At 30.2% G+C, this 13,435-nt stretch carries 15 protein-coding genes; 11 read left to right on the top strand and 4 right to left on the bottom strand.

Annotated features, from left to right (window positions below):
• Genes Q1B05_RS06295 through Q1B05_RS06280 form a run of 4 tightly spaced genes read right to left on the bottom strand, consistent with a single transcriptional unit; the run spans nt 1 to nt 3,917 of the window.
• Nucleotides 1-528, bottom strand: coding sequence for an ATP-binding protein (locus Q1B05_RS06295; protein WP_299778773.1), 528 nt, complete (start codon nt 526-528; stop codon nt 1-3).
• Nucleotides 521-1,462 carry an adenosylcobinamide-phosphate synthase CbiB gene (cbiB, locus tag Q1B05_RS06290; RefSeq protein ID WP_299778771.1) on the bottom strand — a complete coding sequence of 314 codons (942 nt, stop codon included), beginning with the start codon at nt 1,460-1,462 and terminating at the stop codon, nt 521-523. The genes Q1B05_RS06295 and cbiB overlap by 8 nt, the downstream gene beginning before the upstream one ends.
• Nucleotides 1,453-2,460 carry an aminotransferase class I/II-fold pyridoxal phosphate-dependent enzyme gene (locus Q1B05_RS06285; RefSeq protein WP_299778769.1) on the bottom strand — a complete coding sequence of 336 codons (1,008 nt, stop codon included), beginning with the start codon at nt 2,458-2,460 and terminating at the stop codon, nt 1,453-1,455. The genes cbiB and Q1B05_RS06285 overlap by 10 nt, the downstream gene beginning before the upstream one ends.
• Entirely contained in the window at nt 2,454-3,917 is a 1,464-nt protein-coding gene (locus Q1B05_RS06280; protein ID WP_299778767.1) for a cobyric acid synthase, read from the bottom strand. Before Q1B05_RS06280 ends, Q1B05_RS06285 begins: the two co-directional genes overlap by 7 nt.
• A 301-nt stretch (nt 3,918-4,218) precedes the next feature.
• Here Q1B05_RS06280 and xerA point away from each other — a divergent pair, with 301 nt between their 5' ends.
• From xerA to Q1B05_RS06225, 11 genes are all read left to right on the top strand, one after another.
• Entirely contained in the window at nt 4,219-5,424 is a 1,206-nt protein-coding gene (gene xerA, locus Q1B05_RS06275) for a site-specific tyrosine recombinase/integron integrase (RefSeq protein ID WP_299778765.1), read from the top strand.
• A gap of 56 nt (nt 5,425-5,480) precedes the next feature.
• Nucleotides 5,481-6,377 carry a hypothetical protein gene (locus Q1B05_RS06270; protein WP_299778764.1) on the top strand — a complete coding sequence of 299 codons (897 nt, stop codon included), beginning with the start codon at nt 5,481-5,483 and terminating at the stop codon, nt 6,375-6,377.
• A gap of 179 nt (nt 6,378-6,556) precedes the next feature.
• Entirely contained in the window at nt 6,557-7,732 is a 1,176-nt protein-coding gene (locus Q1B05_RS06265; protein ID WP_299778762.1) for a hypothetical protein, read from the top strand.
• Between the two features lie 191 nt (nt 7,733-7,923).
• A complete protein-coding gene (locus tag Q1B05_RS06260) occupies nt 7,924-8,295 on the top strand; it encodes a transposase (RefSeq protein WP_299778761.1) in 372 nt (123 codons plus the stop codon).
• 35 nt (nt 8,296-8,330) lie between these two features.
• On the top strand, nt 8,331-9,146 hold the full coding sequence (locus Q1B05_RS06255; RefSeq protein WP_299778759.1) for an IS3 family transposase: 816 nt from the start codon (nt 8,331-8,333) through the stop codon (nt 9,144-9,146).
• Nucleotides 9,147-9,185: 39 nt separating this feature from the next.
• Nucleotides 9,186-9,746, top strand: coding sequence for a hypothetical protein (locus Q1B05_RS06250; RefSeq protein ID WP_173302539.1), 561 nt, complete (start codon nt 9,186-9,188; stop codon nt 9,744-9,746).
• Between the two features lie 207 nt (nt 9,747-9,953).
• A complete protein-coding gene (locus tag Q1B05_RS06245) occupies nt 9,954-10,670 on the top strand; it encodes a hypothetical protein (RefSeq protein WP_299778757.1) in 717 nt (238 codons plus the stop codon).
• 191 nt (nt 10,671-10,861) lie between these two features.
• Complete coding sequence (locus tag Q1B05_RS06240) at nt 10,862-11,545, top strand: hypothetical protein (protein WP_299778755.1); 684 nt, start codon at nt 10,862-10,864, stop codon at nt 11,543-11,545.
• A 168-nt stretch (nt 11,546-11,713) separates the two neighbouring features.
• Complete coding sequence (locus Q1B05_RS06235) at nt 11,714-12,280, top strand: hypothetical protein (protein ID WP_299778753.1); 567 nt, start codon at nt 11,714-11,716, stop codon at nt 12,278-12,280.
• A gap of 176 nt (nt 12,281-12,456) precedes the next feature.
• A complete protein-coding gene (locus tag Q1B05_RS06230; RefSeq protein WP_299778751.1) occupies nt 12,457-12,660 on the top strand; it encodes a hypothetical protein in 204 nt (67 codons plus the stop codon).
• Between the two features lie 24 nt (nt 12,661-12,684).
• Nucleotides 12,685-13,248, top strand: coding sequence for a hypothetical protein (locus tag Q1B05_RS06225; protein ID WP_299778749.1), 564 nt, complete (start codon nt 12,685-12,687; stop codon nt 13,246-13,248).
• The last annotated feature ends 187 nt before the right edge of the window (nt 13,249-13,435 follow it).

The raw sequence follows: 13,435 nt of genomic DNA, 5'->3' as shown, positions 1-13,435 counted from the left end.
TTATAAGATTGATTCTATAATGAATTTTGCCCTTTTTAGAGGAGACACTTTAGGCAAAGTTATAATTTCAAACCCTTTGTTTTTATACTGCTCTAAAAGTGCTTTTTCTAATTTCAAACAGTAATCAAACTCTTGTAACCGTTGTCCGTCTTGACAGTAAATATCAAACCAAGTTGGTGCAAAAAACACGGTATTATGGTAAGTATCGTGGTAAGGAAAATCTTGTAAGTAATGGGGAATGATTTTATTTTCTAATGCTAAATAGGCTTCTAAATCTAATAACGATCTATCGCAAACTTGAGCATTGCTAGTTAATAATTCTTGACTCGTTACATGGAATACAAGATCGGAAAAACGATGAATATCTCCCCAAGGCACACCATTTCTATTATTTTGTTGTTCCTCTAGAATCACTTTTCTAGACACTTCATCCATACAAGGAATCGTGTTTTTCAGAAGATTTATGGTCGTCGTTTTCCCTGTGCCTGGAGCTCCTGTAATAATATATTTTTTTTGAAGACTATACATATTGAAACAGTAATAACACTCCAATAATTATGAAACAAAACAGGATGCTTACTTTATAATTAATATGGCTAACCGTTTTAATTTCTTCGTGTTTTATCTCTCGATTATTGCTTCCTATAAAAGGTTTCTCTACTAATTTTCCATGATAATAATTAGCCCCTCCAAACTGGCAATTTAAAATATATGCTAAAGCAGCTTCTGGATAGCCAGCATTCGGACTACTGTGCTTAACGCCTTCTTTAAAAACAAACTTTAATCCATTTAATTTAAATTCAACAATTAGCATTAACACTGCCGTAATTCTGGCAGGAATGTAATTAGCAACGTCGTCTAATTTTGCTGCAAATTTTCCAAACCATATATAACGATCGTTTTTATACCCAATCATAGAATCGAAGGTGTTTATCATTTTATAAGCCATGGCACCTGGCACACCCAAAATTAAAAAATAAAAAAGGGGGGCAATGACACCGTCGCTTAAATTTTCAGACATGGTTTCAAAAGTAGCTACTCTAATTTGCTGCGGACTTAAATTAGTGGTTTCTCTACCTACAATCCAAGATAAACGCTTGCGTCCAGCATCCAACCCTTCATTTTTTAAAGCATTAAAAACAGCAAAACCTTCTTTAACTAATGTTTTGTTTGCTAAACAGTAAAACAACATAAATACAGAGAATATTATAGCAAAAATCTGATAATTATAACTGTTTAACCATCTAATTATTAAATAAGGCACAACAAAAGAGGTACCAACTAATACCACTACTAACAAAGCACCTTTTAAAAATTTATAACGGCCTTTATTAAGCCTTTTTTCTCCAAAAGATATACTATTCCCATAACCCACAATAAGATGCGGCATTTTTACAGGATCTCCAAAAATAAAGTCGAAAGCAAAAGCAAAAATTAATATGTAAATGGTATTTAAATCCATGCTTTCAAAATTTGAATTAATACATTATTAATGTCTTTACTTTGTGTTGAAAGTCGGATGTACTCCCCTTTTAGCTTATTAAAATTGGTGGCATCTCGAACAAGAATTTGATGTTCTTTAATCAAATAGTGTTTCAATTCTTTTGCCGATTTATGTAACAATTCCACTAAAAAATAAGACGTATTGCTTTCACAAACTTTAATCCCCTTTAATTCTGATAATTGCTTTCTAAAGAAGGTTGTTTCCTCTAATAATTCTGAGGCATTAAACTGAAGCATATCATAATTTTTCAAGATGAATTCGCCCGCTTTTATAGCCAACAAATTAACACTCCATGGCATTTTTAAACTTAATAATTTTGTTATAATTGAAGCATTAGAAACGACATACCCTAAACGTAATCCTGGAATGGTAAATGTTTTGGTTAACGAACGCACTATTATTATATTACTATACTTCGTGGTTAATAACACAATAGATTCAATTCGAGTGGTAAACTCAATATAGGCTTCATCAATAACAAAGGTAGTCTCTGGTTTTTGCTGAAAAAGAAACTCTAATTCATTTTTAAAAAATACGTTTCCATTCGGGTTGTTGGGGTTGCAGATAAATACAAGATCTGCCTTTGTATTTTGCAATTCTGTTGAAGCTATTAATTCGTAATTTAAATTAAAAATCTTGCAAGCATCTTCATATTCTGCAAACGTAGGTGCTACAATAGCTGCCGTCTTATTAGAAAATAATTGAGCAATAAGATAAAATGCTTCGGTTGCCCCGTTTGTAAACAAAAATTGTTCACTATTTAGTTGAAATTTTTTAGCCGCTAATACATTGAGCTCATTTGCCGAAGGAGAGGGATAACTTTGAATTTGATTAATATTTTTTGAGATCTCTTCGAGCAACATTTTAGGGCATCCTTTATAATACACATTAGAACTAAAATTATGTTTAATCTCGCCTTCAATTAAATGAAGATCATCGCCGTGTCCGTTTAGCATGTTTCTGAACTGTTTTTTACAATCGCATTCATGTCTAAATTTTCATCTATCCAGTCGGCTAATTTATCAAACTGTTCTGCTTTAAACTGTCTGTAATTTTTTGCTTGAGCTTCAGGGAATTTTAATTGCAATAATTCGGTAACGACATCTTGATTATCAAAAATACCGTGAAGATACGTTCCCCAGCTTTTATCACCATCAAAATACCCTTCCTCCTTCTCGTCTATAAGGTTTAGATGTTTATTTTTAGGTACACGCGTTTCACCCATATGAATTTCGTATCCTACGCAAACCGAATCAAAACCCTTAAATTTAAAATGACGTTGTATGGTTTGTTTTGTTTGGGAAAGTTCGGTTTCTATATCAAACAAACCCAAACCTGTTTCTAATTTAACATGGCTTTCAACTGAAAAAGGATCTGAAATAGATTTTCCTAATATTTGGTAGCCTCCACAAATTCCGATTACAGGAATTTGCGTGTATCTATCTTTAATAACCGTATCTAAACCATCGGTTTTTAAAGCGATTAAATCTTCAATGGTATTTTTAGTGCCCGGAATGATGATAACATCGGCTTTCTTTATTTCTTCTGAATTTCTTGTAAAATAAATATTGATAAGTGACTCTTGCTCTAAAGCTTGAAAATCGGTATAATTAGACATGTAATAAAGTTTCACCACGGCAACATTCAATTTCCCGTCGATAGCTGTAGTAGACCTGCGATTTAAAGCAACCGAATCTTCTTCTTCAATAATAATATCTTTAGCATAAGGCAAAACACCTAAAACAGGAAGCCCTGTAAGGGTTTCTAAGGTTTTTCTACCTTCAACAAACAAACTGGCATCGCCTCTAAACTTATTAATAATAATACCTTTTACAAGTTTACGTTCCCAGTCTTCAAGCAAAGCAATGGTACCATAAACACTCCCAAATATACCTCCCTTATCAATATCGCCCACTAAATAAACACATGCATTAGCGGCTTCTGCCATGCGCATGTTTACAATATCTCTGTGTTTTAAATTCAGTTCGCTAATACTGCCTGCACCTTCCATAACAATAGGATTGTACTTTGACGCTAATTGCCTGAAAGATGTTTTAGCTTCTTCAAAAAGCTGCTTTTTATTATCCCCTAAAAAGTATTCTTTGGCGGTTTGGTCTCCAATGGGTTTCCCATGCAACACAATTTGTGATTTATTTAATGATGAAGGCTTTAATAAAATAGGATTCATTTCTACCGTGGGGGGAATATCACAAGCTTCTGCTTGTACCGCTTGTGCCCTACCTATCTCAAGATTATCGGGTGTAGAAAAACTGTTTAACGACATATTTTGTGCTTTAAACGGAGCAGGTTGAAATCCTCTTTGTTTAAGCCATCTGCAAATTCCTGTTGTTATCCAGCTTTTACCAACATCGGAACCTGTACCAACTAACATGATAGGTTTTAGGTTTTGCATTAAAAATTTATTTTATTAAAAACAAAAATATCGAATAATATAGACTTTAATCTCTGGTTAACGATAAAGTTTATTGAAATATATACTTATACTTTTTATGTATGAATACTCCCTTTTAAAAAAATAAATTTTAATAAAAAAGGCACGCAATATCTATAATTATTAAATTCTGAGCCCGCTACATATAAGCTTAATACACCTAAACAGAAGTTTGAAATGGGAATTCTAATCAACAAATAGAAGTTTCAAAATAGATAATTGTATTTTTTATTGTAAATTTAAATAACTTAAAACACTAATAATGAGCACAATTATCACATTTACTCCCTTTTTACATCGTAATGAACAAAACATTGCTATTGGATTTAAATTTGATAATATTGTTAAAACACAAATAAAATCTTACCCTGGAATGCGTTGGTCTCAATCTTATAAAACTTATTATATAAAAGATAATGAAGGGGTTTCTCATGCACTATTTAAGTATTTACGCGCACTACATTATTACGTAGATTATAGTGCTATGAAACAGAAAAAATTACAACCTATACCTAAACTACAAAAGGAAACCAATTATAATAGCATTACACTTTATAAAGATTTACCCATAGAATTACGAGATTGCCTAAAACAATTTATTGTGTTTTTAAAAGGTAAACGGTATAGTAATTCTACAATTTCTACATACGGTACTTTTATTTTACGCTATATACACTATAGCAAAACTATAGCTATGGATAATTGGAATCTTAGCAATATACAGCATTTTATAGAAGATGTAATTGCTAAAGAAGGTTACAGTATTAGTAGTCATCGACAATGTATAAGTGCCTTAAAACTCTTTAGCACATTTTGTAATTTTGAAGATTTTGATGCAAGTCATTTAGAACGCCCCAAAAAGAGCAGATATTTACCCGTCGTACTATCTAAAGAACAAGTGATTAACTTAATACAGGTTACTAAAAACTTAAAACACAGAACGATAATTAGTTTACTATACTCTAGTGGTTTACGGATTAGTGAATTATTAAATTTAAAAGTTAAAGATTTAGATTTTGACAGAAGTCAAATTCTTATCAGACAAGGTAAAGGCAGAAAAGATAGAATGGTAGTTATGAGTGAGGTTATTAAACCACTACTTTATAATTATATACATACTTATATGCCAGATTTATATTTAATTGAAGGACGAGATGGAGGTATTTACAGTGACAGTTCTGTACGCCGGTTTATAAACGAATCTGCTAAGGTGGCAAAAATTAGTAAACGAATAAGTCCGCACACATTACGCCATAGTTATGCCACGCATATGTTAGAAAATGGTGTAGACTTACGTTATATTCAAGATTTATTGGGACATGCTAAGCCTGAAACCACTATGATATATACACATGTGGCACAAAAGGACTTAATGAGTATTCGAAGTCCGTTGGATGTAACTATAGATCAATTAAAAGGAAATGGATATGACAACAAAAAAGTACTGATATCCCGAAAAAACAAGTGATTATCGTTTATATTTGTTTTTATATAACAAGTTGTGCGCAATTAAAACAAAACCAAATGAAAGTAATTTTAATTTTAGCTTTTTTTTCTGTTATTAATCTTTTCAGTCAAGAAAATGTTGATAGACTGACATCGGATTTGGAAATAGAAAACTTGGAATTTGGACAAAAACCATCAAAAGATTTAAAGCTATCACCTAATATCCTAAAAAATGGAACTTCGGACGCAAATTTTACGATAAAACATAAAATCTTCAAAGAAGTAAATTACAATTTTGACCAACGACAAAATCTTCAACGTGTTAGTTTGGATTTCAAAAATTCAAAGACTATCGAGAAATATGGAGAGGAAATTTATAAAATACTAGAAAAGCATTATGGAATAGCTAATAAACTTTTCAAAAATGGTTACACCAACACTTATAAGTTCCAATCCAAAGATTTTGAATATGACTTGGCAATATATTATGGTAGTATGTCTGAGTATAGTGGATTAACCATACGTAAAATAAACATCTTTGTTAAAGAGAAATATGATGAATTTTCAAAAACCACTTATCTAATTCCTCAAAATAACGGATTGTTTTTGGAAACTGAAAATGGAGAAGAATTGTCCGTGGAATTTATCGGAATGATAAAAAACCAAAAGAAAGAACTCTTAATGAAAATTGGTTCACAAAGTAGTAATTGGAAATTCTTGGACGAGATAATCGTATTAACATCTGATGGAGAAACAGAAAGATTTGAACTAACAACAAAAAGAGAAGTTAATTCAGATTTTGGATTTACAGAAGAAAGTACACTATTTGCATTGCCAATTCGATTAATTGAAAAAATTAATAATATCGATGACGTTAAATTTCGTGTAAGAGGAAAAACAAATTATGATTTTAGTTTAGGACAAATGCAGTTCCAAACTTATTTGAAAATTAAAGAGGAACTGAATAAAAAATAACTGCGCACAACAATGGCTATAAGTAATTGCTTGTTCTCGCCTACTTCTGAAAATCCTTGCGGATTTTCAGTTTGGTGTGTACTTGCAAAGTTAAGTGCTAACCCACGCAACTACTCATAGCCGAGACCGTTGTAAAACATATGAGAGAATCATATTAAAATTAAAAAAAACTATTGAAAATGAAAAAACTATTAACATCAATTACCTTATTATTAATTATAAATGTAAACGCTCAAAATTGGAAATTTGAATCAGGAAAATCTGATTTTGATGGAAAATACAAAACTTCATATGTTATTGGAAAAGGAAATAACTTTCCTTACAACAAACCAATGTTAACAATAAACAAATTTGACAAAAATGAAAACTTAAACTTTTATATTTCTGGAGCAGGTTATTTTCAAGAAGGTACTAATGCAGGGATTAAATTTGTTTTCGATAATGAACCTAATGTTATTTATTCTTCATATTCATTTACATTTTCATCAGATGGAAAAATAATATTTTTTGACACATTTAATGATCCAAATTCTTCATTTAAGATTAGTAAATATGAATTTCTTGAAAAATTGAAAAAAGCATCTAAACTTTCTATTAGAACTTCTGACAAATACGGAAGTAATGATATTGTTTTTTCTTTAACAGGTAGCACAAAAGCAATAAATTTTATAATACCAGAAAAAGAAATTAATGATAAGATTACTCTTATTGAAAACTTAAGAATTAAAGAAACGGAAAAAGAAAAACTAATAAATGAAAAGGTCGCGAAAATAGTTGAAATTGCTAAAAAAGAAAAAATGGGTGAAACCTATTTATCTATACTTAAATCCAAAATAGAAAAGGAATACAAAAACGGAAAGTCTTACAAGACAATTAATATTAAACCAACAAGAAAGAAAAGTATGTTTGAAACATATGGTTACGTTGATGTTTATGGAGTTTTAGAAAACGGAGAAGAAGAAGAAATATACGGAACTTATAAAGTAGAAATGAACTCTCCAATATTTGCAAAAATAGAAGAAGAAAAGCAACTAAAAGCAGAAAAGGAAAAAATAGAAAAAGACAGAATCTATAGTTTATTGGAAAAATATAAAATTAATGAACTTAAAGATTTTATATTAGAAAAAATAATTGAAGAGCAAAAAAGAACATATTTAAAAAAATGGAAACTAAATGAAGTTAAAAATGTTAATGCTATTTTTTCAGAATATAAATATGGTAAAGTATGGAATCTAAAAATTATAATTAATTTAGAAAATGGCGAAAAAATAGATAAAGATGAATATATCTATTCATTAAAAATCACAAAAAAACAATTGAAAGGAATTGGTGCGAAATTACTTGAAGAATTTTAAAATAATACGTTTTACAACACCGTATATAATTTATTGCTGGCTTCTTGCCTACTTACGAAAGTCCTCGCGGACTTTCTCGGTCGGTAATTATTTACTAAATTAGTTGCTTAAACCACGCAACAAACCATATACAACAACGTTGGCAAACATATTGACCCGTCCTGAAATAAGGCTACATAATTTTAAACATTATGTACAGAAATGACAAAGTAATTAGACGTTACAGCGAACCTTTTAAATTAAAAATTTTAGCCGAACTTACAACCGGTAAACACACAAAGAGCGAACTTTGTAAACTCTACTCTATCGCACCTACCACGGTAAATGTGTGGATTAAAAAATATAATCGTAAAGACTTAATGAATACCAGAGTGAAAGTGGAAACAAAAGACGAAATATCTAGAATTAAAGCGCTTCAAAAAGAGGTGGAACAGCTTAAAAAGCTACTACTTAAAAAGGATCTTGATGCTATGGTCCAAGATTGTTATCTTGAAGTAGCAGCTGAAGATCTCGGCTATAAATCAGTTAATGAACTAAAAAAAAAGCTAAGTATAAAGCCTTAATTAAAGCTAAAAAGAGAGCTAAGGGATTTGCTTCTTTGACAACGATAACTCATTGTTTTGGACTTAAACGCAATGCTTATTACAAGCATAAAAATAGAGCTGATAAGCGTTTAAACCTAGAACAACAGATTATAGATATTGTTAGTAAAAGACGTAAATCCCTTCCTAGAGAAGGCGTACGTAAACTTATTAGGTCTCTAAATAAAGAGTTTACTAATGCTAATATTAAAGTTGGGAGAGACACTTTATTTAAAGTACTTAGAAAGCATAACATGCTTACACTTAGAAAGAAAACCAGTGCTAGAACCACCAACTCTTATCATCGTTTTTATAAATACAATAACATCATAAAAGACTTAGAAGTTTCTAGAGTTAACCAAGTTTGGGTATCTGATATCACATACATTAGAACCCTAAAAGGTTTTTGTTATCTGGCTTTAATAACAGATATGTATTCAAGAAAAATAGTGGGTTATGACATTAGTGATAGCTTGGAACTAAAAGGATGCGTAAGAGCGCTTAATAAGGCTATTTATCAAGCTAAAAACATTAATGGACTCATACATCATTCAGACAGAGGAATACAGTATTGTAGTAATCAATACACACAAATACTCAAAAGAAAAAAGATAGATATTAGTATGACAGAAGAAAATCATTGTTACGAAAACGCTATGGCTGAGCGTGTAAACGGCATCTTAAAAGATGAGTTTTATCTCGACCAAACCTTTGATAGTGTAGCTCACGCAAAGAGAGCTGCAAAAAATGCAATTAATTTATACAACGAAATAAGATTACACTTATCTTTAGACTATAAAACACCAAATATGGTATATAAATTATCAGCTTAATTCAATTTTAACCTGTAGCCGTATTTCAGGACAAGACATATGAGAGAACAATTACAAACATCGATTCTAATTTTAATATTATTGGTTTCTTGCAAACAAACTGAAACCAAAAAGACTGAAATTGTCGAACAAAATGCAACGATTGAATTAAAAACCGAAACGGAAATAAAAGTTGAGGAAAACATTGCGGTGGAACAGTTTGTAGAAAATGACAGTTTAACATTTGCTTTTGAATCTGAATTGGAAAATTATGCTCTTAAAAGTTCTTTATTCAAAATAGAGTTAAAACCTTATCAAAACCATCACGACAAAAGTGTTATTGACACAATGAAAACTCTGACTTTTGACAAAACTAAATTGGAATTTTATAAAGCAAAAAACTGGGAATCAATTATTGGCGGAATTATCAAAAATCCTGAAATAAAGTTCGTTGATTCATTAAACATAGGAATTAATAAAAGAACACTTGAAAATATATTAAAAACTAAAATAGAATCTGATAAAGTAACTCTTGGAAATTTAGAGCAAACCTCATTATTCTTTTTTCTATTTGAAAACGGAATTTTAGAATCAATAAAATTTGAGGGTTACTTTGATTAAAATACGATTTGCCAACACCGTATATAATTTATTGCTGGCTTCTTGCCTACTTGCGAAAGTCCTCGCGGACTTTCTTTGTCGGTAAATATTTACTAAATTAGTTGCTTGAAACACGCAACAAACCATATACATCAACGTTGTAAATAATTATAAGAGACAGTGAACTACAATCTATTTTTAAGAAACCAAAGTGGTTCGTTCAATATTTTGGACGTAAGCGAAGACGAACTGAATAAAATTCTTGACGTTTATAAATATGGAAAAGATTCCCTATTCATTAAAGGCAGAAAATATTGGTTCACTAAACTTTATGAAATTCAAATCTTCACATTTGAACACGCAGAAATTAAAAACGAGAAAGATTTATTAGAAGTTTGTGCGAGAAATGACCTTTATGAAAGTGGCTATTTGGGAATTAATGAATGGATTCCAGTAAAAATATTGGAACAATTAGGTAACCGAGTAACTGATGATTTTATTACAGATGATTATGGTTATTTAAAAGATGTCAGACTTGAAGTTGGAACAGCCGAACATTATGTAGACCCTGAAAGAATTGATGAATTGACGAATATTGTTGACGATGACTTTGATTTCACCAAGTTAACTGCTTATTTAAAAGAACTAAATGTAGCATATTCACACGGACTTTATCTTTCCATTCCACCATTGGTCAGAGCTATAATTGACCATATTCCGCCAGTTTTTAATAAAGCAAATTTTTCAGATGTTTGTGGAAGTCACGGAACACATAGTTTCAAAGAGAGTATGAAGAACTTAAATAATTCAAGTAGAAAAATAGCGGATTCTTTTTTACATTCTCACATCCGAAAAAGAGAGGCTTTACCAAATAAAACTCAAATCAATTTTAAGAATGATTTAGATGTTTTATTACAGGAAATAGTGAGAGTAAGAAAAAAATAACTATTTACAACACCGTATAAAAATAATTGCGGTTTAGTGCTTAATCAAAGGTCGTTGCGTGTTTGTAACGTCTGATTTTCCTTCGGAAAATCCTCGCATACAAACCCGCAACTATTCTTATACATAAACGTTAGCTGTAATGTGAGAGCAACATTTCGAAATCAATTGAATGATATTACAAAAACAGAAATATGAATTTAAAAATTAGAACTCTCGTTTTAGAATATTCACTCAAAATCGAAAGTCATATAAATACATTATTACTTGGACATTTAGAGATATTTGATAAAGAGAAAACAAAAAATTTCGGAAACAAAGCTGGTATTTCATTCAAAAGTAAAATTGATTTACTCTTTGATATTAATGTTTTGAACAAAATAGAACATCAGAATTTAGAATTACAAATGAACTTAAGAAACAAGTTCTTACACGATATTGAAAGTGATAGTTTTACTTATATTTTAGGCAAATTTGATTCTGGAATTAGAAATAGATTCTTAAAATTTACTGAATCCAAAAAACCTGAAAACGAAACTGAATATGAAAATACTTTTGAGAATTTATTTCTAAACAATATGAAAGTAATTTCTTCTAAATATAAGGCAAGAAGAGAAAGTATTGTAAACCGAACAAATTATCTAACATCATTATACGATTCACAATTATCTATGTCAAAAACGGCATCTAATTTTGCCGAGGAGATTATGTTAATAATTGAAAACTCTGAATTAGAAAACCCTGAAATAAATGCTCTTTTTGAGCCTGTTTTGAAAAGATGTTTAAAGTTTGTAGAAGATTATGAATCAGAAGGAAATAAGATTGAGGAACTTTCAAAAAAATTCGAATTATTACAAAAAAATAAAATGATAATATAAACACTACAGCTAACACCATATATAATTTATTGCTGGCTTTTTGCTTACTTACGAAAGTCCTCGCGGACTTTCTTGGTCGGTAATTATTTACTAAATTAGTTGCTTGAAACACGCAACAAACCATATACAAACACGTTGTGCAACATAACTCAAACTCACGGAAACTGAATGAAATCTGAATTTGAAAAAGACATTTTGGGAGAATATGACAAGTTTTCTCTTTCGGAAAATCTAATTGAAAAAGAATCATTGAGAAAAAGTATTCGTGAGAAAATAATCGCTAAAACCGAATTGAATTCTTTAGATTATCAATTGCTTGGATTAATTGATACAGGAAGTGACGATTGGAGAAATAATTCAAAAAAAATAATTGAGAATTTTAAAAAAGCAGTTGAAAAAGACAAATCGAATTTTATGGCTCAATTATATTTAGCACATATTTATCACGATATCGGAAATTTAGAACTTGCACTTAAAAATTATTTAAAGGTTGACACTAAAGCTCTGAAAAAATTTCAACTTTGGAGATATGTAAAATTGATTGAACAAATTGGATTTTGTACTTATAAATTAGGAAATGAAACTGCAGGAATAGTATTCTTTGAAAAAGTATTGAATTGGTATATGAAAACACCTGAAAATGGACTAGCAAGACCTTCTGAATTACTTGAATGTCTGCCAGAAAATCATAGAATTGTAATTGAAATTAAGAAAATTGAAGATTATTTAGAATAAAAATTACGTTGCACAACACCGTGTATAATTAATGGCTAGTTTTAGCTTACTTACGAAAATCCTCGCGGATTTTCTATTCAGTTTTTATTTGCTAAATTAGGTGCTTAAACACGCCACTAATCATACACAAACACGTTACCCAACATTTGAACAAAACCCCAAAAAACAATGAATTAATGAAAAGTTCAACCTTACTTGTGATTTTTTGTATCGGATTTTTTATTTACTCTTTAGTAGGAATTAAAAAATGGTATTATAAATATCAGAACGATACTAATTACACTACCATTAGTGTTTTTTATAGTAAAATCGCTGGAATAGTATTATCAATTATTCTTATCTCGTTACATTTTCTAGGACTTATACCATACAACGAATAATCATCTAAATCCTTTACCCATCATTTGAAAAAAGCAGAACTCGAAAATAAAATCCAAGATGCAACATCAAGTTTGATTGATATGGCGACCGATATTTGTTGGAATAAAATTTCGAGAAATTGCGAGTATATAATGTCAGAAATTGATGAGAGTATCGGAAAAAACTTTTTTGAACAAGCGAAAATTAGAAAAAAGATTAATGATAAAAAAAGCCCAAAAACTTTGACCGAAATTGTGGCGGAACTGACTGAGATTTATGAAAATCTTTATGACATAAATCTTTACATTTATAAATCGTTGTCAAATAAAACAATAATAGAAATCAGATATTTTCTTAAAACTTCCCACACAACAGAATTTTATCCGACAATTATAAATAACGAGCCAATGTTGCATTGTAAAGTCGCTCGACCATTTTATATTACGGAATCACCAAACTCGAACAAAATCGAACGAAAATTTGACGTTAATTGGGAACTTGGAGGAATTAGACACGAATGGAATAAGTTTTTCGGAAAATTAAAATACCATTTATGGAAAATCAACTATGACCGAAAAAAGAAAATTAGGAATAAAAACGTTGGGTAACAACGTATATAATCCATTGCTAGTGAGAGCCTACTTACGAAAATCCTCGCGGATTTTCTATTCGGTTTTTATTTGCTAAATTACGTGCTAAACCACGCAACGTATCATATACAAAACCGTTGTAGGTAATAAAAAAAACGAAATGGAATTTGAACCAGAATATATAAGTGGAATTGGTAAAGTTTTA

This window comes from uncultured Formosa sp. (assembly GCF_947500765.1).
Taxonomy (GTDB): domain Bacteria; phylum Bacteroidota; class Bacteroidia; order Flavobacteriales; family Flavobacteriaceae; genus Formosa.
The sequence above is the reverse complement of the archived record's forward strand: the minus strand, read 5'-3'. Positions and strand labels throughout refer to the sequence as shown.

Coding starts and splice junctions, on each gene's coding strand:
- Q1B05_RS06295 (WP_299778773.1), bottom strand. CDS start 528: ATGTATAGTCTTCAAAAAAAATATATTATTACAGGAGCTCCAGGCACA.
- cbiB (WP_299778771.1), bottom strand. CDS start 1,462: ATGGATTTAAATACCATTTACATATTAATTTTTGCTTTTGCTTTCGAC.
- Q1B05_RS06285 (WP_299778769.1), bottom strand. CDS start 2,460: ATGCTAAACGGACACGGCGATGATCTTCATTTAATTGAAGGCGAGATT.
- Q1B05_RS06280 (WP_299778767.1), bottom strand. CDS start 3,917: ATGCAAAACCTAAAACCTATCATGTTAGTTGGTACAGGTTCCGATGTT.
- xerA (WP_299778765.1), top strand. CDS start 4,219: ATGAGCACAATTATCACATTTACTCCCTTTTTACATCGTAATGAACAA.
- Q1B05_RS06270 (WP_299778764.1), top strand. CDS start 5,481: ATGAAAGTAATTTTAATTTTAGCTTTTTTTTCTGTTATTAATCTTTTC.
- Q1B05_RS06265 (WP_299778762.1), top strand. CDS start 6,557: ATGAAAAAACTATTAACATCAATTACCTTATTATTAATTATAAATGTA.
- Q1B05_RS06260 (WP_299778761.1), top strand. CDS start 7,924: ATGTACAGAAATGACAAAGTAATTAGACGTTACAGCGAACCTTTTAAA.
- Q1B05_RS06250 (WP_173302539.1), top strand. CDS start 9,186: ATGAGAGAACAATTACAAACATCGATTCTAATTTTAATATTATTGGTT.
- Q1B05_RS06240 (WP_299778755.1), top strand. CDS start 10,862: ATGAATTTAAAAATTAGAACTCTCGTTTTAGAATATTCACTCAAAATC.
- Q1B05_RS06235 (WP_299778753.1), top strand. CDS start 11,714: ATGAAATCTGAATTTGAAAAAGACATTTTGGGAGAATATGACAAGTTT.
- Q1B05_RS06230 (WP_299778751.1), top strand. CDS start 12,457: ATGAAAAGTTCAACCTTACTTGTGATTTTTTGTATCGGATTTTTTATT.